Origin of the sequence: Bradyrhizobium sp. AUGA SZCCT0431 (assembly GCF_018131065.1) — a bacterium.
Lineage (GTDB): Bacteria > Pseudomonadota > Alphaproteobacteria > Rhizobiales > Xanthobacteraceae > Bradyrhizobium.
Genome location: NZ_JAFCLR010000001.1, coordinates 264,325 through 290,164 on the forward strand (window position 1 = coordinate 264,325; position 25,840 = coordinate 290,164).

Below are 25,840 nucleotides of genomic sequence, written 5' to 3' on the forward strand. Positions count from 1 at the left end.
CGGGAAATGCCTTTTTGGGAAGGCACTTACGCGCTATCAGCCGGTGTATCCACGGTCATGTTGGAGGTATCGCGCGCCTCTCGCGGAGTTAGCCTTTGGTACGGCCTTCGCGCTGCTTCTGCCACTGCGCGTCGGTCCATTGCAGCAGGTCCTCGGCGCCGGAACTGCGCAAATGCGAGCCGCCATCCTGCACCACCATCTCGCCATTGATGTAGCCGGCCTGGTCCGAAATCAGGAAGCTCGCCAAATTGGCGAGTTCGCTGTGCTCGCCGGCGCGGCCGAGCGGATTGCGGTGCGCCCAGCTCTCGTCGCGGCCCTCGGGGCGAAGCTGGCCCGACGCACCCGGCGTCGGAAACGCACCGGGCGCGATCGCGACCGTGCGAACGCCCTTCGGCCCCCACTCCACCGCCAGACTCTTCGTCATCGCCAGGATGGCGGACTTCGCCATCGCCGACGGCACCGTGAAGGCGCGGCCGGTGATGGTCGAGGTCGAGAGGATGCTCAGCACCACGCCGTTATGACGGCCCTCGATCCAGCGCTTGCCGGCCGCGAGCGTGCAATACATCGTGCCATGCAGCGTCGGCCCCAGGATCGCATCCGCCGCGCGAAACGACAGATGTTCGGTCTGCGCGAGGAAAGTCGCGGCAGCATTGTTGACCAGCACGTCAATCGGCGCCTCGCGCCAGACCTGATCCATCATCGCATCGACCGCCGCGCCGTCGCGGATATCACAGCGCGCCACGGAAACCTTGCCGTCGAACTCATTGCGCATCTGGGTTGCCGTGGCCTCCAGCAATTCGAGCCGGCGGCCACAGATGATGAGTTCCGCCCCGAGCTCGATAAAGCGCCGCCCCATCGCGGCGCCAAGCCCGGAGCCGCCACCGGTGACCAGAATGCGCTTTCCCGACAGCAGGCCTTTTTCAAACATTGTTTCACTCCCAGTTTTCCCGTCATTGCCTGCGACAAACGCTACGCGTTTGCGCAAGGGAGCGTAAGCGACGACTTGTCCGCCGTAGCTCCTGAGCGAAGGCGGAAGCAATCCATTTTCTTTTTTGCGGCGCGATGGATTGCTTCGCGGAGTTTATCATCGGGCGGCGCTACGCGCCGACCCGTTGGCTCGCAATGACGGCAGATAGCTATGCGCGTCCTAAGCACCGAATCGGATTGTAGCCCGGCGTCAAATCCGGCAAGAAGCATTCAGCCTTTCCTTGTGCGTCCGAAAATCAGGTGTGTCCATGAAAGCCATTCTCTGCTCGCAATATTGCCAGCCCGACGACCTTGTGCTGGCCGATGTGCCCGATCCCGTCGCCGGACCGGGCGAGGCTGTGATCGCGATCAAATCCGCGGCGCTGAATTTCTTCGACATCCTGATGATCCAGGGCAAGTACCAGATCAAGCCGCCGTTCCCGTTCTCGCCGGCCGCCGAAGTCGCGGGCGTGATCGAAAGCGTAGGCAGTGGCGTCACTGATCTGAAGGTCGGCGACCGCGTGGCTGCCTCCTGCGGCCACAATGGCGCGCGCGAAAAGATCGCGCTGCCGGCCAATTCGATCGTAAAGATTCCCGACAATCTGGACTTCGATCGCGCCGCCGGAATCTTCATCATCTACGGCACCGCGCTGCATGCGCTGGAAGATCGCGCCAGCCTCAAGCCCGGCGAAACCATGGCCGTGCTCGGTGCCGCCGGCGGCACTGGCCTCGCCGCCTGCGAGCTCGGCAAGCTGATGGGCCTGAAGGTGATCGCCTGCGCCTCGTCGGATGAAAAACTCGAATTTGCCAAAGCGCACGGCGCCGAGCTTGGCCTGAACTACAGCAAGGAAGATCTCAAGGAGGGCTTGCGGCGCCTCACCGGCGGCAAGGGCGTCGACATCATCTTCGATCCGGTCGGCGGCACCTACGCCGAGGCCTCGCTGCGCTCGATCGCCTGGGAAGGCCGCTTCCTGGTGATCGGATTCGCCGCCGGCGACATTCCGAAAATGCCGCTCAATCTGGCGCTGCTCAAGGGCTGCGATATCCGCGGCGTGTTCTGGGGCGCCTGGGCCCGGCTCAACCCGGAGAAGAACCGCGCCAATCTGGAGAAGCTCGTGAAGTGGACCGCGGAAGGCAAGATCTCCTCGCATGTCGACCGCACCTTCCCGCTGGCGCAAACCGCCGAAGCGCTGAAAGTGCTCGCCGGCCGCAAGGCGATGGGCAAGGTGATTCTGCATCCGTGATGCTGCGCGGGACAGCGGTCGCGCTTCATTCAACGTCTCTTCTGTTTTGAACGATCATCGTTCGGCAAAACATCGAACGGGCCGCGCGCAACGTGGCCCGTTTTGGCAATTGGTGCGCCTGCGCCTTGCTCGGCGCGATGCTGAAAATGCCTTCATCCAAGGCGATTGTGCGTTAACGATATGCAATTTTAAATCTCTGCATTACGCCCGTTCGCCGCAATCAAAACAAAATGTCTCCCGATTCGAGCGGTCCGGCGTCGTTTTTTCAACCCATTCGGCATGCGAATTGCCCGCCCAGTAAACGGGTTCCCGGACACCGATAACAACAAGAAACAGATGCCGGCCTCCCGTCGTTGCGTTTTGGTAGCGGGGAAGCATCACCATGGTGGAGAGTACAAGGCAGGTTCAATCTGGAGATCCGTTCGCAAGATTAGGCGAAGCGATCGATAATCCCGGATTGTATGAGACGCATCAATTTCTGCGGTCAGAAGCACGCAAGCCCGACCCGTTGGTCCAGAAAGATCATCTGGCAGACGACCCGGTGCCGCTTTTTCTCGCCAGCCAGCAGGATGCGCGCCACCGACAGGATGAACGCTATCAACCGGAAGAGCGCTATCAGGATCTGCCCTTCTATCAAGAACCGCCCGAATACTCCTTCGCTGGCGGCAAGAAACGAAGAGCGCGCGCATCGCGCATCGTGACCGGTGCGCTTGCGTTGTCCACCGTGGCCGCCGTTCTTGCGCTGCTTTCCTTCGATTCGACACGCGCGGTCATCGTCAACGCCAAGGCTTCATTGGCCAGCGCAGCGCCCGCCCCGTCAGGCGCCGCACAACAGGACGCCGCGCCGCCGGCAACGCTCGTCGCGGCCCAGCCTGCGAATCCCGAAGCGCCGCCGGCAACGCCGGAAGCGGCAACCGCGCACCGTATCCAGCCCGTTGCGCTGGCGTCCGCTTCACCGTCACGCGACGAAATCACCGCGGCCTACCAGAGCGCCATCAAGACCAAGGTTGTGGCGATCGAGCCGGCGGCCCCCGAACCTGCACCAGCGGCACGGCGCATCGATCCGGATGAACTGGCGGCGCTGTTGAAGCGGGCGAAGGGCCTGCTCGCGATCGGCGACATCACCTCCGCCCGGTTGCTGCTCGAGCGTGCGGCGGACGCGCAGGAAGCCGACGCCGCACTGATGCTGGCCGGGACCTATGATCCGCAGGTGCTGGGCAAGCAGGACATGCGCAGCATCACGCCCGATCCGGCGATGGCGCGGCTTTGGTACCAGAAGGCCGCCCAGCTCGGCTCGGCCGACGCCAAGCGGCGTCTCAGCCAGGTTCAAAACTAGGCAGCTTCAGAACCGGTCGTCACCGGCACGCATCACTCACGACCGCGCATCACGCGACATCGGATATCACGCAGGGGAACACCAAATGCGACGTCTGTTTGGAATGGCAGTTTTTGCCATCACGATGGCTTGCGGCCTGACGGCCCAGGCCCAGCAAACCGAATACGATCCGGCCAAGGTCAGCGAGAGCCTGAAGGCTATTTTCCAGTTCGGCTCGGTTTCCACCAAGCAGAGCCTGAACTCGAACACGGTGACGCTGATGTCGGGGACGATCGGCGGCACCTATGTGCAGTTCGGCGCCGACCTTGCTTCCGTGCTCGACGATGGCAACAAGTTGCGCGTACTGCCCATCGTCGGGCGCGGTTCCGTGCAGAGCGTGGCGGACATCCTGTTCCTGCAGGGTGTCGATCTCGGCATCGTCCGCTCCGACACGCTCGATTATCTCGAACGCAAGGGCTTTGCGAAGGATATCAAGAAGCAGTTCACCTACGTGACCAAGCTCTACAATGAAGAGATGCACGTGATCGCGTCGAAGTCGGTCCGCAGCTTGAGGGACCTCGAAGGCAAGACCGTCAGCGTCGATCTTCCCAATGGCGGCACGTTCGTGACTGCGCTGACCGTGTTCGAACGGCTCGGGATGAAGCCGAAGGTGGTCTATGTCGAGCAACGCATCGCGCTGGAGAAATTGAAGGCCGGCGAAATCGACGCCGTGATCGTGTGCGGCGGCAAACCGTACAAGTCCGTCAGCACGTTCAAAGACGACCGCTTCCATCTGGTGACGGTGAATTACGAGAAGCCGCTGCAGAAGGATTATCTGCCCGCCAGCCTGTCGTCGAAAGACTATCCCAACCTGATTTCGGGCGATGATCGCGTCGACACCATCGCGGTGCCGGCGGTGCTCGCGGCCTATAATTGGGCGCCGAACACCGAGCGCTATCGCAAGCTGTCGCAGTTCGTGGATGCGTTCTTCACAAAATTCCCGACCTTCCAGAACCCGCCCTTCCATCCGAAGTGGAGGGAAGTCTCGCTGTCGGCGCCGCTGCCCGATTGGCAGCGGCTGCCGGTCGCCGAGCAATGGCTCAAATCCCACAACGTCGAAGCGGTCGCGCGTACCCGGTTCGATGAATTCCTGAAGCAGAGCCCGACAACCGCGGCGAACATCAAGACCGATGCCGACCGCGAGACGCTGTTCAAGCAGTTCCAGGCCTGGGAAACCGAACGGAACGCGCGCGCGCAAGTTCGTTCCGGATCGCAGAAGTAGGAAACCTCAGACGTCATCGGGATCGCCGCAAGCGATGCCCGGTGGCGGACGTCGACGCGGGACTATTCCGCGTCGTCGTCCTTCCCGACGCCTCGCTTCAGCGCAGCGCGCGCGGCGTCGCGGTGCTCCGACGTGATATAATTGGCAACCATGCGGATGGCGGTGGCCAGGACAGCGGCGTCGTCGGTGAAGCCGAGCACCGGTAGCACGTCGGAAACGAAATCGAACGGCAGGACGAAATAGGCGATGGCGCCGAGCAGCGCCGCCTGCACATGGCGCGGCGTCTGCTTGTCGAACGCGCAATAGTAAGCCGCGAGCAGGTCCTCGGCGAAGGGAAGCTTCGCCACGACCCGCTTCAGCTTGCTCCAGAAGCGCCGGCGCACGCTTTCGCGGTCCTGCGCCAGCCGATCGGCCGGTTCAAAACCCACGCTGTGTTCGGACGTTGCCATGACGGCGCTCCCTCAAGACAGGCGCGGCGGATCGCCGCGGCTGGCTGTCTAGGAATTGGGGATGTCTGGCCGCCGCCGCAAGATCGCTGCTGCAAGATCACTTCAAGACCGGCGCTCAGAAGACGGTGCTCAGGAGACGCTGCCGCGCTCAGGAGAAGCCGAAGACAGCTTGAGGAGACGCCGAAGACGGCGCTCAGGAGACGCCGAGCTGTTTGGCGATGGCGTTCATGGCGGCCGCAAGCTCGATGTCCAGCTTGGTGACGCCATTGGCGTCATGGGTGGCCAGCACCACCTCGACCGTCTTGTAGACGTTGCGCCATTCCGGGTGATGGTCGTTCTTTTCGGCCACCAAAGCCGCGCGGGACATGAACCCGAACGCCTCGTTGAAATCCTTGAAGGTAAAAGTACGCGCGAGCGCCTCGCGGCCGGGCGTCTCCGACCAGCCCGAAAGTTCCGCCAGCGCCGATTTCCGCGCTTCTGCCGACAGCCGTTCCGCCATGCTCGCCTCCCGCGTTTGACACCAGCTTTACCCTAACACCGATGGGCCCCCGCGGGATCCCCGCCCAAAATAAGGCCGCAAAGAGGACAAAGGCGCGTCCAATGGCCGCTCGGGTGCCGGTAACCATGACGGAGATGTAACCACGGTCCGGCGAGGAATTTGCTAGAATGGCCGGTGTAAGCACGTTGGCAACCGAAGATCGAACCGCAAACGATTGTTCAGGAATTGATGACCGACGGCCCTCATCCCGCCGAAGCAGCACTGCCTCCCCCCTCGCCCCGTTCGGCGCGACGGCGGCTGGCATTCGTGATGCTGGCCGGCGTTCTGGCGATCATCGGCGTGGCGGCGGCCGGCTATCACATTGCGACGCGGCCGGTGACGTTGCGGATTGCGGTCGGTCCGGCCAACAGCGACGACCTCAAGGTGGTTCAGGCACTGACGCAAGCCCTCAACAACCAGCCGCACGGTCAAATTCGGCTGCGTCCGACACAGACCGACGGCGCCGTGGCGAGCGCCAAGCTGCTCGGCGACGGCAAGGCCGATCTCGCCATTATCCGGGGCGACCTCGATGTGCCGAAGAACGCGCAGGCGGTGGCGACGCTGCGCAAGAATGTCGTGGTCCTCTGGGTGCCACCCGCCAGTAAAGCCAAGGCCAAGGGCAAGAAGGCCGCGCCCGCGATCACCAAAATCACGCAGCTCGCCGGACATCGCGTCGGCGTCGTCGGCCGTACCGAGGCCAATGTCAATTTGCTCAAGGTGATCCTGGAGCAATACGGCGTCGATCCGGCGAAGGTCGAGATCGTCCAGTTTCCGGTCACTGAGGCGGTCGACGCCATCCGCAACCAGAAGGCGGATATCTATCTCGCGGCGGGCCCGCTCAACAGCAAGATCACGTCCGATGCGATCGCAGCTTCGATGCGCGACGGCGGCACGCCGACCTTCCTGGCGATCGATTCGGCGGAAGCGATCGCGCAAAACCATCCGGCCTACGAGTCTTCCGAGATTCCCGCCGGGACCTTTGGCGGCGCGCCGGCCAAGCCGGAAGAGGAAGTCAAGACCATCAGCTTCTCGCATCACATCGTGGCGCGGAAGGGCGTATCCGACTCCACCATCGCGATCTTTACCCGGCAGCTGTTTGCGATAAGGCAAACGCTGAAGAACGATTTTCCGCTCGCCGCCAAGATCGAGACGCCGGACACCGACAAGGATGCCAATATCCCGGCGCATCCCGGCGCGGCCGCCTTTGTCGATGGCGAGGAAAAAACCTTCTTCGAGCGCTACAGCGATTTCATCTGGTGGGGCCTGATGGGGCTCTCGGCGATGGGCTCTGCCGGCGCCTGGTTCGCGGGCTACCTGAAGAAGGACGAGCGCATTGCCAGCAATTCGCAGCGCGACCGGCTGCTCGATTTGCTCGCCACGGCACGCAACTGCGATTCAGCGGAAGAGCTTGACCAGATGCAGACGGAGGCCGACGGCATCCTGCGCCATATGCTGGAGTGTTTCGAACACGGCGCCGTCGAGGAGGGCGCGTTGACCACCTTCAACATTGCGCTCGAACAGTTCCACAACGCGGTCGCCGACCGCAAGGCGCTCTTGATGAGCATGCCGCAGAACCTGCAACGGGCCAGCGCGCAGTTCCGGGCCGCCGGCGCCTGAGCCGGCATTCCTGTAATTCGGCCGTCATGGAATTTTTCTAAAGCCAGCTCACGCGACGCGGGTAGCGAGGATCGGCTCCGGAAACCATCCAGAGCCGTCATTCCGGGGCGATGCAAAGCATCGAACCTCAGATGTGCAATTGCACATCGGGGAATCTCGAGAATCCGGGTCTGGTGCTGGCGCACCATCCCGGAATGACGAATTCCTCGATACGCGTAATCTCAGACCCGCAAAGAGGTTCGTATGACCGTTAGAATTTCCCGCCGAAGGTTTCTCTCCTCCACCGCGACAACGGGCTTGGGCGTCGTCGCGATGCCCTATCTCAGCCGCGCCGGCGACCGGCCGGTCGTCAGCCATGGCGTGCAATCCGGCGACGTCGGCGCCGATGGCGGCGTGGTCTGGGCGCGCGCCGACCGTCCTTCGCAAATGATGGTCGAGGTTGCGACCACGGAGTCGTTTGCCAATGCGCGGGCGCTGCCGCCGATTGCAGCGCTGCCCGAGAGCGATTTCACCGCCAAGATGCTGCTGGAAAACCTGCCCGCGGGACAGGAGATCTTCTACCGCGTGCGGTTTCGCGATCTGTCGCATATCGACATCGCGAGCGAGGCCGTTGTCGGCCGCTTCCGCACCGCGCCGGCCGATCGCCGCGATGTCAGCTTCGTCTGGGGCGGCGATGTCGCGGGACAGGGCTGGGGCATCAACCCCGACGACGGCGGCATGTTCACCTTCGCCACCATGCGCAAGCACCGCCCGGATTTCCTGCTGCATTCCGGCGACACCGTCTATGCCGACGGCCCGATCAGGTCCGAGGTGAAGCTTCCCGACGGCAAGGTGTGGAAGAACGTCACCATCGAAGAAAAGGCCAAGGTGGCCGAGACGCTCGACGAGTTCCGTGCCGCCCATAAATACAATTTCATGGACGAGCATGTGCGCGCCTTCAATGCCGAGGTGCCGATCTTCGTGCAATGGGACGACCACGAGGTCACCAACAACTGGTCGCTGTCGAAGCAGTTGCCGGCCTCTTACAAGGAACGCGACATCAGCCTGCTCGCCGCCCGCGCCGGCCGCGCGTTCCACGAAATGTATCCGATGCGGGAAAGCATTGTGGAGCCGGGCCGGCTCTATCGCACGCTCCATTACGGCCCGCATCTCGACGTCTTCATGCTGGACGAGCGCAGCTATCGCGGCCCCAATGGTCCCAACCTGCAAGACCGCTACGGCCCCGAAAGCCATTTCCTCGGACCGGACCAACTCGCCTGGCTGAAGCGCGGACTGTTGAACTCGCGCGCGACCTGGAAGGTGATCGCCTCCGACATGCCGCTCAGCATCATCGTCTATGACGATGCCACCAACAAAAAAGGCTCCGAGGCGTTCGCGCAAGGGGACGGCCCGCCGCGCGGCCGTGAACTCGAGATTGCCGATATCCTGCGCTTCATCAAGACATCAGGCGTCGTCAACACGGTGTGGCTGACGGCTGACGTGCACTACGCCGCCGCGCATTACTACAACCCCGACAAAGCCCAATTCCAGGATTTCGATCCGTTCTGGGAATTCGTCGCCGGCCCGCTGCATGCCGGCACGTTCGGGCCGAACGAACTCGACAACACGTTTGGTCCCGAGGTGAAGTTCATCAAGGCGCCGGGGCCGGACAAGCAGAACCTGCCGCCGTCGGCCGGCATGCAGTTCTTCGGCCACGTCAAGATCGACGGCGCCACCGGACAGATGATCGTGACCTTGCGCGATCGCGCCGACGTCGCGCTGTGGTCGACGACGCTCGATCCGAAGCGTACGTAGCGTTTTCGAGCGAAATGGGAATCGGTTCGCATAGCAATCAAGCTTTGCGCAGATTGCGTAGACTTTTCTGCGGTAGAAAACGCGTCAAAACAAAAAGCCGGAGCCGGTTCTGATCCAGTCAGAACCGGCTCCGGGGTGAACCATTCAGGCGGCCCGGAAGCGGACGCATCCGCCGCCGATAGATCAGACGCGCTGGTTGGCGTCTCAGCGCCTGACGTTCAGCAGCGCGAGCAACGCCTCGGTCGAATAGGGCTTCGCCAGCCGCGGCGTGTTTGCGAAAGCTGCCGGAAGCCTGACTTCGGCGCCATAACCGGTGACGAAGGCATAGGGAATTTTCAGCGCGTCCAGCCGTTCGGCAATCGCAAAGCTCTTTTCACGGACGAGGCTGACGTCGAGCAGCGCAAAATCGGGCGGCCGTTCGGCGATCATGGCGAGCGCTTTGGCCACGCTTTGGGCCGTACGAACCGTTTTCACCCCAAAGCCGAGAATCGTGTCCTCGAAATCGAGCGCGATGATCGGGTCGTCCTCGACGATCAGGACGTCATTGGGCATGCCGTCGGCGACGGGTTGCATTGTGCGCGTCAGTCCCAGGTTCACTGTTTTTGTCCGGTTGCCCGGGCCGAAGCCCCGGAAGGGGGGCCCGACGCCCTTGAAGCGCGGCTATCGGTTCCGGAACTGAAACCACCACACCGTAGTTATGCTGTCTGTTCACTAGTGCACATAAAAACACGCACAGCTTCGTTATTGTGCGCTTGGGGAACAGAGGAACCTTGGATGCAGACGCGACGCGGGGAGCAGGCCGGCGTACGGCCGTTCAACAATTTGCTGCGTCGTCTGAACGCCGCCGATTTCGCCCTGGTCGCGTCGAACCTTGCCGAGGTCGATGCCAATGCCGGCGAGGTGTTCTACAGCCCCGGCGACAACGTCGAGATCGTGCATTTCCCCTGCGGGCCGAGCCTCGTCTCTTACCTGGTCCCCAATGAGGATGGCCGCGATGTCGAGACCATTCTGATCGGCCGCGAAGGCGCGGTCGGCGGCATCGTCAGCCAGGGTTTTTTGCCGGCCTATACGCGCATCATGGTCAAGTTCGCCGGGCCGTTCGTGCGGCTCCCGGTCTCGAAGCTGGACGCCGCCAAGAAGCAATCAGCGACACTCAGCAACATCTTCGCCCGTTATGCCGACTGCATGCTGGCGCAAATATTCCAGTCCACGGCCTGCAACGCGATCCATTCGATCGAACAGCGCACGGCAAAATGGATCATGGCAGCGATGGAACGCACCGACGGCGACGAAATCGTGCCGCTGACCCATGAGCAATTGGCGACCCTGCTCGGGGTCGGCCGCAGCTACACCAGCCGGGTGATCCAGACCTTCAAGGCCGAGGGCATTGTGGAGACCCGTCGCGGCTCGATCCTGGTCCGCAACGCCGATGCGTTGCGAATCCGGTCCTGCCTCTGCAATGAGGCGGTGAAGGGCCATTTCGAGGAGGTTTTGCGGGGGGTCTATCCGGACCCCGAAAAGGGCAATTAAGCGGGCAATGGGGCGAAAATCGGCTAACCAAATGCCAAACAAATCATTGTTTTTTGGCGTTTTCTGACTATATTGCGCCGCAACGCGTAAGGTGTGCCCGGTCCTTTAGGCCGGGCTTCCTTTTTGGGGCCAAGGTCGAGGCCGTTGCCCCTTTCGCATTTCAGGTTTTGAGCACGATCCGGAAAAGTGGGTCCCGGTTTTCCGGCGAGATCGCGCTCCAGCCATTGCACGACCAGAAGAAGAGCCATGAACCTTCGTAACGTCGCCATCATCGCCCACGTCGACCACGGCAAAACCACGCTGGTCGACAAGCTGCTGCAGCAATCCGGTACCTACCGTGACAACCAGCGCGTGGTCGAACGCGCGATGGATTCAAACGACCTGGAGCGCGAGCGCGGCATCACCATTCTGGCCAAAGCGGCCTCGGTGCAGTGGAAAGACACCCGCATCAACATCGTCGACACCCCAGGCCACGCCGATTTCGGCGGCGAGGTCGAGCGCATCCTGAACATGGTGGACGGCGCGCTGGTGCTGGTCGACGCCGCCGAGGGCCCGCTGCCGCAGACCAAGTTCGTGGTCTCCAAGGCGCTGAAAGTCGGCCTGAAGCCGATCGTCGTCATCAACAAGGTCGACCGTCCCGACGCTCGGCCGACCGAAGTCATCAACGAAGTGTTCGACCTGTTCGCCGCACTCGACGCCTCCGAAGAGCAGCTCGATTTCCCGATTCTTTATGGATCGGCCAAGCAGGGCTGGATGGGCGACAGCCCGGAAGCCTCGCACGAAGCCGGCATGCAGCCGCTGTTCGACCTGATCCTGCGCCATGTCGCGCCGCCGACGGTCGAAGAGGGCCCGTTCCGGATGATCGGCACCATCCTCGAAGCCAACCCCTATCTCGGCCGCATCATCACCGGCCGTATCACCTCGGGCTCGATCAAGCCGAACCAGGCCGTGAAGGTGCTCGGCGCCGACGGCAAGCAGATCGAAAGCGGACGTATCACGAAAATCCTCGCCTTCCGCGGCATCGAGCGGACGCCGCTCGAGGAAGCCGAAGCGGGCGACATCGTCGCCATCGCCGGCCTCACCAAGGGCACCGTCGCCGATACTTTCTGCGATCCGTCCGTTGAAACCCCGCTGGTGGCGCAGCCGATCGATCCGCCGACCGTGTCGATGTCGTTCATCGTCAACAACTCACCGCTCGCCGGCACTGAAGGCGACAAGGTGACCAGCCGCATGATCCGCGACCGCCTGCTGCGCGAAGCCGAAGGCAATGTCGCGCTGCGCGTGGTGGAAGCCACCGACAAGGATGCGATGGAGGTTTCCGGCCGCGGCGAATTGCAGCTCGCGATCCTGATCGAGACCATGCGCCGCGAAGGTTTTGAACTCTCGGTGTCGCGTCCCCGCGTCGTGCTGAAGAAGGACGAGGCCACCGGTGACTGGCAGGAGCCGATCGAGGAAGTCGTGATCGACGTCGACGAGGAGCATTCCGGCGTCGTCGTGCAGAAGATGAGCGAGCGCAAGTCCGAGATGATCGAGATGCGTCCCTCCGGCGGCAACCGCCTGCGGCTGGTGTTCTACGCGCCGACCCGTGGCCTGATCGGCTACCAGGGCGAACTGCTCACCGACACCCGCGGCACCGCGATCATGAACCGCCTGTTCCATGGCTATGCCAACTACAAGGGCGACATCCAGGGCCGCCGCAACGGCGTCTTGATCTCCAACGACCAGGGAGAAGCGGTGGCTTACGCGATGTTCAAGCTGGAAGACCGCGGCCCGATGATGATCGAGCCGGGCTGGAAGGTCTACAAGGGCATGATCGTCGGCGAGCACACCCGCGACAATGACCTCGAGATCAACGTGCTCAAGGGCAAGCAGCTCACCAACATCCGCACCACCTCAAAGGATGAAGCGGTGCGCTTGACCCCGCCGATCCGCATGACGCTGGAAAAGGCGCTGGCCTATATCGAGGACGATGAGCTGGTGGAAGTGACCCCGAAGTCGATCCGCCTGCGCAAGAAGTTCCTCGACGCCAACGACCGCAAGCGCGCGGAAAAGGCCAAGGAGGCGGTGGCTTAAGCACCGCTCGCGTCAGCGACTGGAGCCTTTTCCGTTCCGATGGAATCGGAACGGGGCTCCAGATTCTTGTTTTGACGCGTTTTCTTCACGCGAACCGGTGTCCACTTCGCTGGAAAACGCTCTAGCGTCAATTCCCGTCGTGCGCGCTCGGATCGTCGCCCTCGTCGACCAGGTCGATGGCGACGCCGATATCGGCCAGATCGATGGCCTTGCGCAGCGTGACGATATGCGGCGCCTGACAGGTGTCGGGCGCACGACGCACGTCCCAATAGGCAGTGTGGGTGAAGAAGTCGTCACCCCCCGCCTTTCTGGTCGAGACCGCGAGATCGACGATGTGATAGCCGAAGATCGGCGATAGCGCGCCGCCGATGGCGTCTCCCCAGAACAGCTGACGCCGGGGAAAATAGATGTTGCTCCACCGGGTCAATCCGAACAACGCGCCGTTGTGAATTTGCTTCCTGTGCGTCTTCGGATTGGTGAAGGCCAGCAAGCCGTCTCGATCGAGCCGTTTCGGCGGGCAGGTCGGAAACTCTCTTTCCCCGACGCGCCGTGCGAAATCATCCTTCAGATCCTGCTCGGTGTTCAGCCTTCCCTCGGCTTTCAGATCCGCCGCGGTCTTGCCCAGGCACATCAGAAAGTAGGCGTGGGTCAGCGCGCTTCCCAGCGTAACGAAGTCGGTAACCAGCCAGCTCTTGGGTTGCAAGGGATTGGGCTTTTGCTGCTGGGGCGTGGGTTTCGCCGCGGCAGCGGCGATGCTGGCGATCGTGGCGCGCGCCTTGATCCGCAACGCCTTCTTGTCCTCGATCGTTGCCTTGGCGTCTTCCGGCTGCCATGTGGCGCTATCGATGGCGTCAAAATCCGTGCCCAGTTCTTCGACAGGCGGCAGCTCGTTGCAGACCCGGCTGAAATAGGCGCGCAGCATGTCGTAGGCGACGACGGTACCCAGACTGTGCGCGACGACGACGATGCGATCGTACTGGCCGGATGCGTGGAGGTTTGCGAGCCGATCCACGGCCTCCTTCCGGATCGCCCGCCGCACCGCCACATTGGCCGGCGAATTGCGGAAGTAGCGCGCGGCATCGCCGAGATACGGCTGCAGGAATGCGGCATTGACGATCAAATAGAGCCCGATCACGGCCGACGCCGCCGCGACGCTCCACGGCGAGTTCAGTCCCCATACCCAGGCCTTGACCATGGTTACGGCAAAGGAGGTGTCCGGGTGCCAGTATCGATCGGTGCAGACAAAGATGCCAAACACGACCACTGAAATCACAAGCGCGCGGCAAAAAGCGCGCAAGCCCTGACGGCGCATGAGCATAAAGCTCGCCAGCAACGCAATCAGCGTTGGCAGTGCGACCAGCGTAAAGAGTTCAGCCCCGTCAGGAACGTTGCGATCGCCCGGCGCAAACTTCTCGACGATGAAGTAAGCCGCAATGACGATAATTCCGATGACGCAAAAAAGTGCGAGCAACTTGATGAGGCGGAAGGCCTTCCATTTCACCGCGACAACGAGACCCACTATCAGGCTGGCGAACAGCAGCAGGAACGGCGCGACCAGCATGATTTGCGCAACGTTTCCCGAAAACAGCAGAATGCCCTGCAACACCAGCACCGCGAAGGAGAGATTCATCAGGCACAGGAAAATAGCCGCGGCCCACCAAAGCCCGTTCATGCCGAGCTTCATGATCGGCCCCTTCCGGACCAGCTCGTACAGCCAGAGCAGCACCGCAACGGCCTTGGTCTCACTCATCAGGTGAGCCCAGTACAATTCGTGGAAATCGACAAGGCGGCCATCCGGCGAATCTGGCACCGTGTTCGTCGTCATCACCGCCAGGTCGATGTCGGAGCCGTCCCTTTCCGGATGCGTCCAGATCCGCTTGCCTTTGTCGGCCGGGTTTTTCTCGTCCAGCCAGACGCCCCGTATCACGCCGCGCACCGTTTCCAGCGCGCGCTGGCTGCCGATGCCGTGAACGACAAGGATCGCGGTTCTCTTCCGCGCGGTGGCGGGATCGAATTCGGCCATGGCTGAAATCCGGACCTGAAATGACGTTAGGGAGAATGATCTATTCAATACAACTACAAGGGGAGAAACAAGCCGCTCTTTTTCGCAAAGATGTCGCACCGCCAGCCGGCAATGGCCGGGACCGGCCGATCGATGCGAAAACCGCATCCCTCCCCTGCCCGCCGTGGACCGGGAGCCGTCTGCGGACCGGCTTCAGGCCCCCTGGCGAACGTGCTAGAGGCTCGGACATGACGACCCTCCCCTCCGAAGTCGATGTTGCCATCATCGGCGCCGGCGCTGCTGGCCTCGGCGCCGCGCATGCGCTGAAACAATCCGGTCTCTCCTATGTCGTGCTGGAAGCGCGCGACCGCACAGGCGGCCGCGCTCATACGATAGCGGCCTCGCCCGAAATCACCTTCGACCTCGGATGCGGCTGGCTGCATTCGGCGAATGAAAATTCATTCGTCCCGATTGGCGAACAACTGAAGTTTGAAATCGACAAGACCCGGCCGCCCTGGCGCGAGCAAGCGCACAACAAGGCGTTTCCGGTTGAGGAGCGGGCGGAGTTCCTGGAAGCGCTCGACGCCTTCTATGACCGCGCGGAGGAAGCCGCACAACTGGCCGGGCAGAGCGGCCGCGACAGCGCCGCCGACCTCTGTCTCGAGCCCGGCAATCGCTGGAACCCGATGATCGACGCCATCTCGACCTACGTCAACGGCTGCGAACTGGATCAGGTCTCGATCCTGGACATGGAGGCCTATCAGGATACCGAGATCAACTGGCGCGTCCGCCGCGGCTATGGCGCGCTGGTCGCGGCCTACGGTGCCTCGATGCCGCTCGCGCTCAACTGCGCGGTGACGCTGATCGACCATTCGGCAAAACGGATTCGCATCGAGACATCGCAGGGCACGCTGATCGCCGGCAGAGTAATCGTCACCGTTCCGACCAACCTGATCGCGGATGAAGCCCTCCGCTTTCATCCGCCATTGCCGGCAAAGCTCGACGCCGCGCGCGGCCTGCCGCTTGGTCTCGCCGACAAGGTGATGCTGGCACTTAGCGACGGCGACGCGCTGCCGAAGGACGGCAGCCTGCGCGGCGCCACCATGCGCACCGCGATGGGTACCTATCATCTGCGCCCGTTCGGCCAGCCCTGCATCGAAGGCTTTTTCGGCGGCCGCTTTGCGCGATCGCTGGAAGACGCCGGCCCCGGCGCACTGGCCGCCGAAAGCATCAACGAGATTGCAGGCTTTCTCGGCAACGACTTCCGCCACAAGCTGAAGCCGCTCGCGGAATCGCGTTGGGCCCACGACCCTTTCGCCCGCGGCTCGTATTCCCACGCGCTGCCCGGCCACGCCGGCGACCGCGCGGTGCTGGCAGCGCCTGTGGATGGACGCTTGTTCTTTGCAGGAGAGGCAACCTCGCCGGGGTTTTTCTCGACCGCGCATGGGGCAAGGGATTCGGGGGAGCGGGCGGCGCAGGAAGTCTTAGCTACGAGCATCAAGCGATAAAGCGCGATTCGTAGGGTGGGCAAAGGCGCACTTCGCGCCGTGCCCACCATTTCGTTCAAACCGTACCTTGGTGGGCACGCTTCGCTTTGCTCACCCTACGCACGACATCACCCGCACGCCACCAGCACCGCATCCTTGAACAGATGCTGCTCGGCCTTGAGATCAACACTGTAGCTCGCCGCATAAGGCGGCTGCGGCTGGCACGACAGCGTGACGATCACGACCCCCGCTTTCCGGTTGACGTAGAGCGCCTGGCCAGCAAAGCCGAGGGCGACCATCGAACCGTCGGGATCGATCCACCAGCTGTAGCCGTATCCGCGCGCGCCATAGCGATTGGTTTCGGGGTCGAGGACGAAGGCGGGATGGGCGGCGCTTTCGATCCAGTCGGATGGCAGCACGGCCGTGCCGTCGATCACGCCGCCACGCAGGAGGAACACGCCGAAGCGGCCAAAATCGCGTAGCGCTATTCCGGCGCGGCTGCCGCCGATTTCCTGGCCGCCGTCGGACTCCAGCGTATAGAACGCATCGAACTCCATGCCGAGGGGCGACCAGATTGTCTCCGACATGTAATCGGCCAGCGTTTTCCCTGTCGCGGCCGACAGCAGGCTGCCGAGCAAATAGGTATCGCCGCTGTTGTAGTTGAAGTGACTGCCGGGCCGGTGTTCGGCCTTCAGGCTGCGCATCAGCGCCAGCACGCCGCCGGGGACCTTGTCGCCGAGCGATTTGCTGTAGCGGTTCACGTCGGAATTCCGGTCGGTGTAATCCTCATTCCAGCGCACGCCCGAGGACATCGTGATCAGGTGGCGAATGCTGACGGCGTCATAGGCGCAGCCGCGCAATGCCGGGATATATTTCGAGACAGCATCATCGAGACTGCCGATAGCGCCCTGCTGCAAGGCGGCGCCGATCAGCGTCGATGTCAGGGACTTGATCATCGACATCGAGGACCAGCGCACGTTCTCCTCCAGCCCGAGCGCGTAGCGTTCCAGAACGATTTTTTCGCCCTTGATGACAAGCAACCCGGCAACATTGGCACGGCCGAAATACGCATCGACGCCGTGCGTTTTCCCATCGGCCTGATAATGCGGTGAGATCTCTTCGCCGCGCTGCAGTGGAAGAACCGTCGTGCCGCGGCGGATCGCCCGCGTCACGAACATGCGATCGACATTGCGATAGGCGTAGGCCTGCTCGGTCGGCGACAACAGCAGAAAATCCTCACCTGCCGGGACGTGATGTCTTGGTATGGCAATGGCGCCAGTCATGATCTACTCCATCACCCGCGCGCGCATATCCGCATCGGGCACAAAACATTGCTCATATTTGCCGAAAATCCGGTAGCGGTTACGCGCGACGACGCTGTAGACGCCGTCGCGCAACGGCTTCGGTACCCAAAACAGCGCGCGCGTCCAGCCCCAGCCGGGCAACGTGCGGAGCACCGTCAGCGCCGCGTCGGATTTGAAATATGCGACGCCGCCATGGATGACGGCGTTGGTGTCGGGATCATCGGGATTGATGCCGAAGGCCTGCGCCAGCCGCGTGCCGTAGCCGGACTGGATTTGCGTGAAGCGAAAGCGGCGTTCAACGTCTCGGGTGGCGACGAAGCGGACCCAGCGCGAGCAGAAGATGCAAACGCCGTCGTAGAGGATCACGTCATCGTCCGGCCATCTGTTCATCGTATGCTCTTTTGACGCGTTTTCTTCACGCGAACCGGTTCCCACTTCGCTTGAAAACGCTACCTGCTATCCAGCGTCAGCAGCGCTACGAACATCAGCACGATCGCCGGCCCCGTCTTGACCAGCGCACCGAGCGGCTCGATCCAGAGATCCGGCGTCAGGATCGCAGCGCCCACCATGTAGCCCATCGCGACGACGATGCCGGCGATCAGTCCGACCGCGGCGGTGCGGCGGAAGGCGATCAACACCCCGATGCTCATATCCATCAGGCTGGTAATCGCCGTCATCGGCGCGACCAGCCATTGCGGGAAACCGTGCGCCCGCAAAATATCGGCGGCGACGGCAAACGAGATCACCAGCGAAATGAAGCCCGACACGATCCAGAACACCGCAAGGCTGGCGATCACGAGCGCCTTGACCAGGAACAACCGCGCGAACCATTTGTCCTGGATGGTGGCGGCATGCCCGCCCACCGCCTGCGCCAATGTCTTCGGCACGATGCCGGTCGCTGCCATCCAGCTCGCGGGATCGCCGGTGACGCCGCGGCGCAGTTCGGCAATCGCCGTGGAGCGCATCGGCGGCATCCAGCCCAGCCTGTTGGCGAGATCGCCGGACTTGGCACCGAGATTGAGCAGGAACCCAGGAAGCGTGATCCGCGGCATGTGGGAAGTGCCGAGCGACCAGCGGAATTGATCGATGACATTGCCAAGCGTGATCGGCTGCGGCTGCATCAGGTCCCAGGTCACGGCGTTTGCCGCGGGATCGCCGATGTCGCGCGTGGCAAGCCAGGCGATGGTTGCAGAAACATCCTCGACCGCCACCGGCTGGAACGGCGTCGCCGATTCATCGCCGGGTAATTGCAGCGGAAATGCCGCCAGCGCCCGCAGCATCGCGCTGCCGCCATAGGCCGAAGGCGCCACGACAAAGCCCGGCCGCAGGATCGCATAGGGAATGCCAGACGCGGCAATCAGCCGTTCGGCCTCACGCTTGGTCGTGCTGAAGGCGGTGCGGTCGTCATCGGCCGTCCCGGGGATGGAAATATGAATGAACCGCACCGCGCGGCCGCTGTCGCGGATCGCCGCCAGTAGCCGTTCGACGAAATCGCGATGCACCGCGCGGGTGTCGCTGCCCGGCCCGTCCTGCAGCACGCCGAGGCAATTGACCACGACATCGATCTCGCGCTCGCGGATCAGCCGTGCCAGCGAGGCTGCATCCATCGACATGATCGGAAGCTCAAGGTCGGAAGCGCCAGTCTTTTGTGACGGTTCGAAATGCCGCGCGACCCCGACCGCCTGAAAGCCCTGCAATCGCAGATCATCGGTGATGTACCTGCCGATCAGGCCGGAGGCGCCGAGGACGAGAATTTTGCGCGATGAAATTTCCGCAGTCATATGCCCACCTAAACCGGCTTCGCGATCATCAGCCACAGGATCGCCATGACCGAACCAAAGCCTGGAATACCGAACAGAAACCAGCGCCGGAATAGCGCGAAATAGCGCGGCGGCAGGGCCGCATTCGCAGCCGCGGCGACGCGCGCCAGATCGCGCATCTCGATCTGCATGAAGATCACGGGCACCCAGAACAGCCCCGCCACCGCATACAGCCCGAGCGAGGCCGAAATCCAGAGTTCGCCAAATCCCGTCGATGACAGCATCATCAAAAGGCCGCCGGTGACGGGCTGCAGCAGCACCGCCGTCAGCGTGAACAGCATGTCGGCAATCACCACCGTCGACCCGGTGCGGGCGATGAAGGAAGCATCACCGCTGCGATGCGCCATCAGCATGAAAAACGCGATGCCGCTGCCGGTGCCGAGAATGACGATGGCGCCTAGCACGTGCAGATATTTGATCGCGAAATACAGCGTCATCGTAGCGTCATCGTTTTTTGGCCGGGTTCGGCGCGCGCAGCTTCAAGGCGCGATCGAGTTCATTGGCAGCGCTTGTTACACCACCTTCGGTTTCCGGCAGCCAGTGCCCTTCACTGCCATAGGCCCCGAGCACGCGGAAATCGACCTTGCCGCCGGCGTTGCGGAACGCGTCCGCCAGTTGCCGCGACAGAACAGGCGAAAAATAGCTGTCATTGGCGGCCACCAGCCATGTGACGGGCACACGCGCGGTTTTGCCGAATTCGCCTGCGGCGGCAATCAGCGTGTGCGGCGCGCAGACCTGACCCGGAAAATCATTGGCACGGCCGCCGCGGCCGGGCGCAAAGGCGATGATCGCGGCAACGTCCTTCGGATCTTCACTGGCCAGCGCCAGCGCGCCCCAGCCGCCGGCCGAGTGCCCGATCACGATCATTCCGTCTGACCGGATGAACGGTTGCTTGCGCACAAAGCCCATTGCCGCTGCGATCACATCAGCCGTGGCGCGGCCTGACCTGGCGTAATCAGCCTCGTCGCAGCCGCCCTGATCTTCAAGGTATTTGCCGCCCGTGGCGCCATGGCCTGGACGCTCCGGCACCAGAACGGCAAAGCCGCGCGCCACCAGCCAAGCCGCCAGCGCACGGTATTCCGGCTGCGGCATTTGCGCGCGACGCAATACGTTTTGGGTGGTGGCATGCGCAATCAGCGCGAGCGGAAACGGGCCGGCGCCCGGCGGACGAAACAACAGCGCATGCGACGGGGGGCCCAGATCGGGCGACGGCACCAGCCATTGCTGCCGGCGATTGGGCTCGCCCTCGGTGCCTTGCGCGCCAAGGTTTTGTTGCGCAGCGCCGGTCTCGATGCCGAGCGCGGCGAGGACAACCGCAGCGATTAACACTTTAGCCGGATTCATGAATTGGCCTGACGCAGGCTTGGGGAAGGCAGTTGGGAAGGTAGTCTTTGGGAAGGAAATCCGTATTCGCCAACAGAATACCGGCGAATCAGATTCAGCGCATTTTTCCGTGATCCGGATTTCTGGAAGCGTCCTCGGCCATCGCTTTCAGGCTGGTTTTGCCCTGCTCCGTATCAGCCAAGTGCCGGTAAACTCAGCTTCCTGTCCTCTTTCGGTACAGCCGGGCGGTAAACTGATGCAGAAAATCCACAGGTTAACCGATAATTAACGATGGACCTTGAAGACAACGCGCTGACTTGCTTTGATTGGGGTCATGAGCACAACCCTGATCGAGGTTCGACCGGCCAAAGCTGCGGATGCAGCCGCGGTGGCGTCCACCCATGACGAAGCCTGGCGCTCGGCCTATCAGGGCATCATTCCCGGCGCCGAACTTGAAAAGCTGATCAACCGTCGCGGCCCGCAATGGTGGGACAGCGCGATCCGCAAGGGCAGCCGCGTCAGCGTGCTGGTGTTCGGCGACAAGGTCGCGGGCTATGCCAATTACGGCCGCAACCGCGCCCGCAGCCTGCATTTCGAAGGCGAGATCTACGAGCTCTATCTGCGTCCGGAATTCCAGGGTCTCGGCTTCGGCCGCCGCCTCTTCACCTCCGCCCGCCGCGATCTCTTGCAGAGCGGCCTCAAGAGCATGGTGATCTGGGCGCTGTCCGATAACGATCCCGCGACGGAGTTCTATCGCGCGCTCGGCGGCCGCATGGTCGCCCGCTCGTCGGAGAAGTTCGGGCCCAAATCGCTCGACAAGGTCGCCTTCGCCTGGACCAACTGAACCAAGCCTGAAACGCCCATTTTCGACCTGATCGTCATATCAGACGAAAGCGCGACTCGCGCCTTCAGTATGGCTTGACCTAGCCTCCCATCATTTCTAATAGCCGCCTGCATGCGATGGATACGCCGGGGATCCAGCGCGAAACACGCGCTTGGCGCATTTGCCAGGCATGACCATTCAGCCAGTCGAAACACGACTGCGCCAAGCAACCACGGAGCCCTCCATGCGCATTGACGCCATTTCAATCGGTAAGAATCCGCCGCATGACGTCAACGTCATCATCGAAGTGCCGGTCGGAGGCGAGCCGATCAAATATGAAATGGACAAGGAGGCCGGCACGCTGGTCGTCGACCGCTTCCTCTATACGGCGATGCGCTATCCCGGCAATTACGGCTTCATCCCGCATACGCTGTCGGGCGACGGCGATCCCTGCGACGTGCTGGTCGCCAACACCCGCGCGATCGTGCCGGGCGCCGTCATGAGCGTGCGGCCGGTCGGCGTGCTCTTGATGGAAGACGAGGCCGGCGGCGACGAGAAGATCATCGCGGTGCCGACGTCGAAACTGACGCAGCGCTATGACAAGGTGAAGAACTACGACGACCTTCCCGACATCACGCTGCAGCAGATCCAGCACTTCTTCGAGCACTACAAGGATCTCGAACCCGGCAAATGGGTCAAGGTGCTGCGCTGGGGCGATGCCAACGACGCCCAAAGGTTGATCATCGAAGGCATCGAACGGGCGCAGGGGAAGAAGTAGGCAGCGGAGAGGCGTCGGCTATACTCCTGCCTCATGGTTCGAGACTGCGCAGGGGCGCCTCCTCACCATGAGGTGAGGGAATCCCGATGCGCCGGCTGGTCAGAATTATCCGCAATCTCGCGCTGCTCCTGATCGCTGTTATTGTCATCCTCGCCGGCGTGCTGGCGTTCAACGTCATCAGCCATGGTTCGCGGCAAATTCAGGTGGCGGCGATCCCGCGCGTGGCGGTTGACGCGCAAGCCGTTGCGGCGCGCCTCAGCGAGGCGATCCGCTTCCGCACCATTTCGAGCCACGAAAAGCCCGACCAGCACGCCGAGGCCTTGCGCGGCATGCAGGCGCATATCGAGAAGAGCTTTCCGGCATTCCACGCCGCGGCGAAGCGCGAGATCGTCGGCCAGTACAGCCTGCTCTACACGTGGGAAGGCTCAGACCCCAAGAACTTGGACCCAAAGCTTCCGCCGATCGCGCTGCTCGCGCATCAGGACGTGGTGCCGGTCGCGCCCGGCACCGAGAAGGACTGGCAGCAGCCGCCTTTCGATGGCGTCATTGCCGATGGTTTCATCTGGGGCCGCGGCTCCTGGGATGACAAGGGCAACCTCTATTCGATGCTGGAGGCCGCCGAGACGATGACCAAGGGCGGCTTCCGGCCGAAGCGACCGATCTACTTTGCCTTTGGCCATGATGAGGAAACTGCCGGCACCGCGGGCGCCAAGGGCATCGCGGCGTTGCTGGCCTCGCGCGGCGTCCGCCTCGATTTCGTCGTCGACGAGGGCCTCCTGATCACCGAAGGCATGATCAAGGGCCTCGACAAATCAGCGGCGCTGATCGGCGTTGCCGAAAAGGGCTACGCCACGCTGGTCCTGAACGCGCAGGCAACGCCCGGTCATTCCTCGATGCCGCCGCGCGACACCGCGATCGGCATGCTGAGCGCGGCGCTGGCGCGGCTCGAAGACCATCGCCTGCCGATGTATATCCGCGGCACGGTCGCCGAAATGTTCGACACGCTGGCGCCGGAGATGAACGGCTTCAACCGCGTCGTGCTGTCGAACCTGTGGCTGTTCAAGCCGCTGTTGCTCCGCGAGTTCGAGAAGAACGGCCCGAGCGAGGCGACAATCCGCACCACCACGGCGCTGACGATTTTCAATGCCGGCGACAAGGACAACGTGCTGCCCGGCAACGCCGAAGCCACCGTCAACTTCCGCATGATCCCGGGCGACACCCAGGCCAGCGTCACCGACCACGTGCGCAGCACGATCCGCAACGATCGCATTTCGATCAAACCGTTCCCCGACAACACCGATCCGCCACCCGTGACGGGCACCGCGAGCCCGTCGTTCCAGATGTTCAACCGTACCATCCGCGAGGTTTTTCCGGATGTCATCGTGGCGCCCGGACTGATGGTGGGCGCGACCGATTCGCGCCACTTTGCCGGGATCACCGACAAGATTTTCCGCTTCTCGCCGGTGCGCGCCAATTCCGACGATCTGAAGCGCTTCCACGGCACCAACGAGCGCCTCAGCCTGGAAGGCTATGCCGACATGATCCGGTTTTATCGGCGGCTGATCGAGAACGCGGCGGGGTGACGCGCTCTTTCGTCATTGCGAGCGAAGCGAAGCAATCCATAGCGCAGCATAACGGATAGGTGGATTGCTTCGTCGCCTTGCTCCTCGCAATGACGGAGCAAAAATTGCGCGTCCCTCACACCGCCGGCTTCGGCAGCCCATGAATCGCACACGCTGCGCGCAGCGTGTTCACCAAGAGACACGCCACCGTCATTTGCCCGACGCCGCCCGGCACCGGCGTGATCGCACCGGCGACGTTGAGCGCTTCGGCATAGGCGACGTCGCCGACCAGGCGCGTCTTGCCGTCGGCGGCCGGCAGGCGGTTGATGCCGACGTCGATCACGGTAGCGCCCGGCTTGATCCAGTCGCCGCGCACCATTTCCGGCTTGCCGACGGCCGCATAGACCAGATCGGCGCGGGCGCATGATTGCGCCAGATCGCGCGAGCGCGAATGCGCGATCGTCACCGTCGCGTTTTCATTGAGCAGCAACTGCACCAGGGGACGGCCAACCAGGTTGGAGCGGCCGATCACGATGGCGTTCATGCCCTCGAGCGAGGCATGCACGCTCTTGGTGAGAATAATGCAGCCGAGCGGCGTGCACGGCGACAGCGCGGCAAAGCCGCCGGCGAGGCGCCCGGCATTGTTCGGATGCAGCCCGTCGACATCCTTGGCGGGATCGATCGCATTGATGACGGTCTCGGTATGCAGCGATTTCGGCAGCGGCAATTGCACGAGAATGCCGTGCACAGCGGGATCGCAATTGAGTTGCGCGATCAACGCCAGCAAGTCCGCCTGCGCGACGTCTTCGGGCAGCACGTGCTCGAACGATGCCATGCCGGCTTCCTGGGTCTGCTTGTGCTTGCTGCGGACATAGACCTGGCTCGCCGGGTCGCTGCCGACCAGCACCACCGCGAGCCCCGGAATTATCTGATGCGCGGCCTTGATCCGTGCGACCTCGCCGGCAACGCGGCCGCGGAGCTCTGCTGCAATGATCTTTCCATCGATGATGCGGGCGGTCATCTCAATCCTTCGTATCCGGTTTGACTGCGGTCAGCCTGCGCAAGGAATCGCCGAGCGATTTGGGATCGCCGTCGACGGCGACCTGCTTGAGGCGCGATGTCGTGCCGGACAGGATCCTGACCCTGGCCTTGGGCACGCCGAGCGCCTTTGCCATCAGTTCCGTGACCGCGCGGTTGGCCTCGCCGCCCTCGGCGATGGCGCGAACCCGTACCTTGACCACGGAACGCCCGTTGGCGAGCGTTTCAATCCCGTCGATGTCGTCGCGGCCGCCGCGCGGTGTGACCCGCAGCGCCACACTGATGCCCTCGGTGGAATAACGCCAAGGAACCCTCGAAGCATCCATCAATTCGCGGCGCCCTCGATCAGATGACGTTGGGATAGATGTAGTAGGCGATCACGCGCTGGATGAACATGATGATCAGGATCAGGATGATCGGCGAGATATCGAGGCCGCCCAGACTGGGCAGCATCCGGCGTATCGGCGCCAGCACCGGCTCGGTGATCCGGTACAGGAATTCGGCCACGGCCGCGACGAACTGGTTGCGCGTGTTCACGACATTGAAGGCGATCAGCCAGGACAGGATGGCGGAGGCGATCAAGAGCCAGATATAGAGGTCGAGGACGATGGAGATGATGTCGAGGACAGCGCGCATGATGGAGGGGGCTCGCAGGTGGGGTAACCTGCTAGATATCGGTTCATCCCCCCGCAAACAAGGGAAGTTCCCATCAAAAAGACCCCGGAATCGGCGCTTTAACCGTTCTTGACTTGACCTTGGGCCGGACTGTAAATGGCGCCGATTGTCGGTCGCCTGTTCTCAGTTTGGGCGGCCGCGACGGGGCCATAGCTCAGCTGGGAGAGCGCGTCGTTCGCAATGACGAGGTCGGCGGTTCGATCCCGCCTGGCTCCACCAC

Annotated in this window: 25 protein-coding genes and 1 tRNA gene; 12 read left to right on the forward strand and 14 right to left on the reverse strand. The window is 62.8% G+C overall.

The window, feature by feature from the left end:
* Positions 1-88: 88 nt before the first annotated feature.
* Positions 89-928: an SDR family oxidoreductase gene (locus JQ567_RS01175; protein WP_212437101.1), complete on the reverse strand. Its 840-nt coding sequence runs from the start codon at positions 926-928 to the stop codon at positions 89-91.
* Between the two features lie 307 nt (positions 929-1,235).
* Here JQ567_RS01175 and JQ567_RS01180 point away from each other — a divergent pair, with 307 nt between their 5' ends.
* The 3 genes from JQ567_RS01180 (at position 1,236) to JQ567_RS01190 (ending at position 4,807) form a co-directional block, all read left to right on the forward strand.
* Complete coding sequence (locus JQ567_RS01180; protein ID WP_192739371.1) at positions 1,236-2,210, forward strand: NADPH:quinone oxidoreductase family protein; 975 nt, start codon at positions 1,236-1,238, stop codon at positions 2,208-2,210.
* 541 nt (positions 2,211-2,751) lie between these two features.
* Positions 2,752-3,546 carry a hypothetical protein gene (locus JQ567_RS01185; protein ID WP_212437102.1) on the forward strand — a complete coding sequence of 265 codons (795 nt, stop codon included), beginning with the start codon at positions 2,752-2,754 and terminating at the stop codon, positions 3,544-3,546.
* Positions 3,547-3,631: 85 nt separating this feature from the next.
* The gene (locus JQ567_RS01190) at positions 3,632-4,807 is read left to right on the forward strand and encodes a TAXI family TRAP transporter solute-binding subunit (RefSeq protein ID WP_212437103.1); all 1,176 of its coding nucleotides are present in this window, start codon (positions 3,632-3,634) and stop codon (positions 4,805-4,807) included.
* A gap of 62 nt (positions 4,808-4,869) precedes the next feature.
* Here the strand turns inward: JQ567_RS01190 and JQ567_RS01195 are convergent, their stop codons facing one another.
* Positions 4,870-5,256, reverse strand: a complete 387-nt coding sequence (locus JQ567_RS01195; protein ID WP_212437104.1) for a YkvA family protein — start codon at positions 5,254-5,256, stop codon at positions 4,870-4,872.
* Positions 5,257-5,449: 193 nt separating this feature from the next.
* Positions 5,450-5,755, reverse strand: a complete 306-nt coding sequence (locus JQ567_RS01200) for a 4a-hydroxytetrahydrobiopterin dehydratase (protein WP_212437105.1) — start codon at positions 5,753-5,755, stop codon at positions 5,450-5,452.
* A 228-nt stretch (positions 5,756-5,983) separates the two neighbouring features.
* On the opposite strand from JQ567_RS01200, the gene JQ567_RS01205 reads away from it, so the two are divergent.
* Positions 5,984-7,411: a TAXI family TRAP transporter solute-binding subunit gene (locus JQ567_RS01205; RefSeq protein ID WP_212437106.1), complete on the forward strand. Its 1,428-nt coding sequence runs from the start codon at positions 5,984-5,986 to the stop codon at positions 7,409-7,411.
* Positions 7,412-7,654: 243 nt separating this feature from the next.
* Complete coding sequence (locus tag JQ567_RS01210; RefSeq protein WP_212437107.1) at positions 7,655-9,205, forward strand: alkaline phosphatase; 1,551 nt, start codon at positions 7,655-7,657, stop codon at positions 9,203-9,205.
* Between the two features lie 204 nt (positions 9,206-9,409).
* Here JQ567_RS01210 and JQ567_RS01215 read toward each other — a convergent pair whose 3' ends face one another.
* Positions 9,410-9,778 carry a response regulator gene (locus tag JQ567_RS01215; protein ID WP_212437108.1) on the reverse strand — a complete coding sequence of 123 codons (369 nt, stop codon included), beginning with the start codon at positions 9,776-9,778 and terminating at the stop codon, positions 9,410-9,412.
* 201 nt (positions 9,779-9,979) lie between these two features.
* Here JQ567_RS01215 and JQ567_RS01220 point away from each other — a divergent pair, with 201 nt between their 5' ends.
* Positions 9,980-10,735, forward strand: coding sequence for a Crp/Fnr family transcriptional regulator (locus JQ567_RS01220; protein WP_212437109.1), 756 nt, complete (start codon positions 9,980-9,982; stop codon positions 10,733-10,735).
* Positions 10,736-10,758: 23 nt separating this feature from the next.
* Here the strand turns inward: JQ567_RS01220 and JQ567_RS01225 are convergent, their stop codons facing one another.
* Positions 10,759-10,983 (reverse strand): hypothetical protein, encoded by a 225-nt coding sequence (locus JQ567_RS01225; RefSeq protein WP_192739380.1) that lies wholly within the window; start codon positions 10,981-10,983, stop codon positions 10,759-10,761.
* On the opposite strand from JQ567_RS01225, the gene typA reads away from it, so the two are divergent.
* A complete protein-coding gene (typA, locus tag JQ567_RS01230; protein ID WP_212437110.1) occupies positions 10,982-12,808 on the forward strand; it encodes a translational GTPase TypA in 1,827 nt (608 codons plus the stop codon). The genes JQ567_RS01225 and typA overlap by 2 nt on opposite strands.
* A 127-nt stretch (positions 12,809-12,935) precedes the next feature.
* Here the strand turns inward: typA and JQ567_RS01235 are convergent, their stop codons facing one another.
* Complete coding sequence (locus JQ567_RS01235) at positions 12,936-14,831, reverse strand: hypothetical protein (RefSeq protein WP_212437111.1); 1,896 nt, start codon at positions 14,829-14,831, stop codon at positions 12,936-12,938.
* Positions 14,832-15,058: 227 nt separating this feature from the next.
* Here JQ567_RS01235 and JQ567_RS01240 point away from each other — a divergent pair, with 227 nt between their 5' ends.
* Positions 15,059-16,318, forward strand: coding sequence for an NAD(P)/FAD-dependent oxidoreductase (locus JQ567_RS01240; protein ID WP_212437112.1), 1,260 nt, complete (start codon positions 15,059-15,061; stop codon positions 16,316-16,318).
* 107 nt (positions 16,319-16,425) lie between these two features.
* Here JQ567_RS01240 and JQ567_RS01245 read toward each other — a convergent pair whose 3' ends face one another.
* The 5 genes from JQ567_RS01245 to JQ567_RS01265 are packed head-to-tail and all read right to left on the reverse strand — an operon-like array spanning position 16,426 to position 20,765.
* A complete protein-coding gene (locus tag JQ567_RS01245) occupies positions 16,426-17,580 on the reverse strand; it encodes a serine hydrolase (protein WP_212437113.1) in 1,155 nt (384 codons plus the stop codon).
* 3 nt (positions 17,581-17,583) lie between these two features.
* Positions 17,584-17,991 (reverse strand): thiol-disulfide oxidoreductase DCC family protein, encoded by a 408-nt coding sequence (locus tag JQ567_RS01250; protein ID WP_212437114.1) that lies wholly within the window; start codon positions 17,989-17,991, stop codon positions 17,584-17,586.
* Positions 17,992-18,050: 59 nt separating this feature from the next.
* Positions 18,051-19,382 carry an SDR family oxidoreductase gene (locus JQ567_RS01255; RefSeq protein ID WP_212437115.1) on the reverse strand — a complete coding sequence of 444 codons (1,332 nt, stop codon included), beginning with the start codon at positions 19,380-19,382 and terminating at the stop codon, positions 18,051-18,053.
* An 8-nt stretch (positions 19,383-19,390) separates the two neighbouring features.
* Positions 19,391-19,858, reverse strand: coding sequence for a DUF2269 domain-containing protein (locus tag JQ567_RS01260; protein WP_212437116.1), 468 nt, complete (start codon positions 19,856-19,858; stop codon positions 19,391-19,393).
* Between the two features lie 7 nt (positions 19,859-19,865).
* Positions 19,866-20,765, reverse strand: a complete 900-nt coding sequence (locus JQ567_RS01265) for a serine aminopeptidase domain-containing protein (protein ID WP_212437117.1) — start codon at positions 20,763-20,765, stop codon at positions 19,866-19,868.
* Between the two features lie 313 nt (positions 20,766-21,078).
* Between JQ567_RS01265 and JQ567_RS01270 the strand changes: the two genes are divergently transcribed.
* The 3 genes from JQ567_RS01270 (at position 21,079) to JQ567_RS01280 (ending at position 23,928) form a co-directional block, all read left to right on the forward strand.
* Positions 21,079-21,588 (forward strand): GNAT family N-acetyltransferase, encoded by a 510-nt coding sequence (locus tag JQ567_RS01270; protein ID WP_192739389.1) that lies wholly within the window; start codon positions 21,079-21,081, stop codon positions 21,586-21,588.
* Between the two features lie 223 nt (positions 21,589-21,811).
* Positions 21,812-22,345, forward strand: a complete 534-nt coding sequence (gene ppa / locus JQ567_RS01275; protein ID WP_212035740.1) for an inorganic diphosphatase — start codon at positions 21,812-21,814, stop codon at positions 22,343-22,345.
* 86 nt (positions 22,346-22,431) lie between these two features.
* A complete protein-coding gene (locus JQ567_RS01280) occupies positions 22,432-23,928 on the forward strand; it encodes a M20 family peptidase (RefSeq protein ID WP_212437118.1) in 1,497 nt (498 codons plus the stop codon).
* A gap of 115 nt (positions 23,929-24,043) precedes the next feature.
* On the opposite strand, the gene folD is transcribed toward JQ567_RS01280, so the two are convergent.
* From folD to JQ567_RS01295, 3 genes are read right to left on the reverse strand one after another with little or no spacing between them, the layout of a single operon-like run.
* Complete coding sequence (gene folD / locus JQ567_RS01285) at positions 24,044-24,928, reverse strand: bifunctional methylenetetrahydrofolate dehydrogenase/methenyltetrahydrofolate cyclohydrolase FolD (RefSeq protein WP_212437119.1); 885 nt, start codon at positions 24,926-24,928, stop codon at positions 24,044-24,046.
* A 1-nt stretch (position 24,929) separates the two neighbouring features.
* A complete protein-coding gene (locus JQ567_RS01290) occupies positions 24,930-25,271 on the reverse strand; it encodes a DUF167 domain-containing protein (RefSeq protein ID WP_212437120.1) in 342 nt (113 codons plus the stop codon).
* A gap of 19 nt (positions 25,272-25,290) precedes the next feature.
* Entirely contained in the window at positions 25,291-25,581 is a 291-nt protein-coding gene (locus JQ567_RS01295; RefSeq protein WP_192739394.1) for a YggT family protein, read from the reverse strand.
* A 182-nt stretch (positions 25,582-25,763) separates the two neighbouring features.
* Between JQ567_RS01295 and JQ567_RS01300 the strand changes: the two genes are divergently transcribed.
* Positions 25,764-25,839, forward strand: a tRNA-Ala gene (locus tag JQ567_RS01300).
* The last annotated feature ends 1 nt before the right edge of the window (position 25,840 follow it).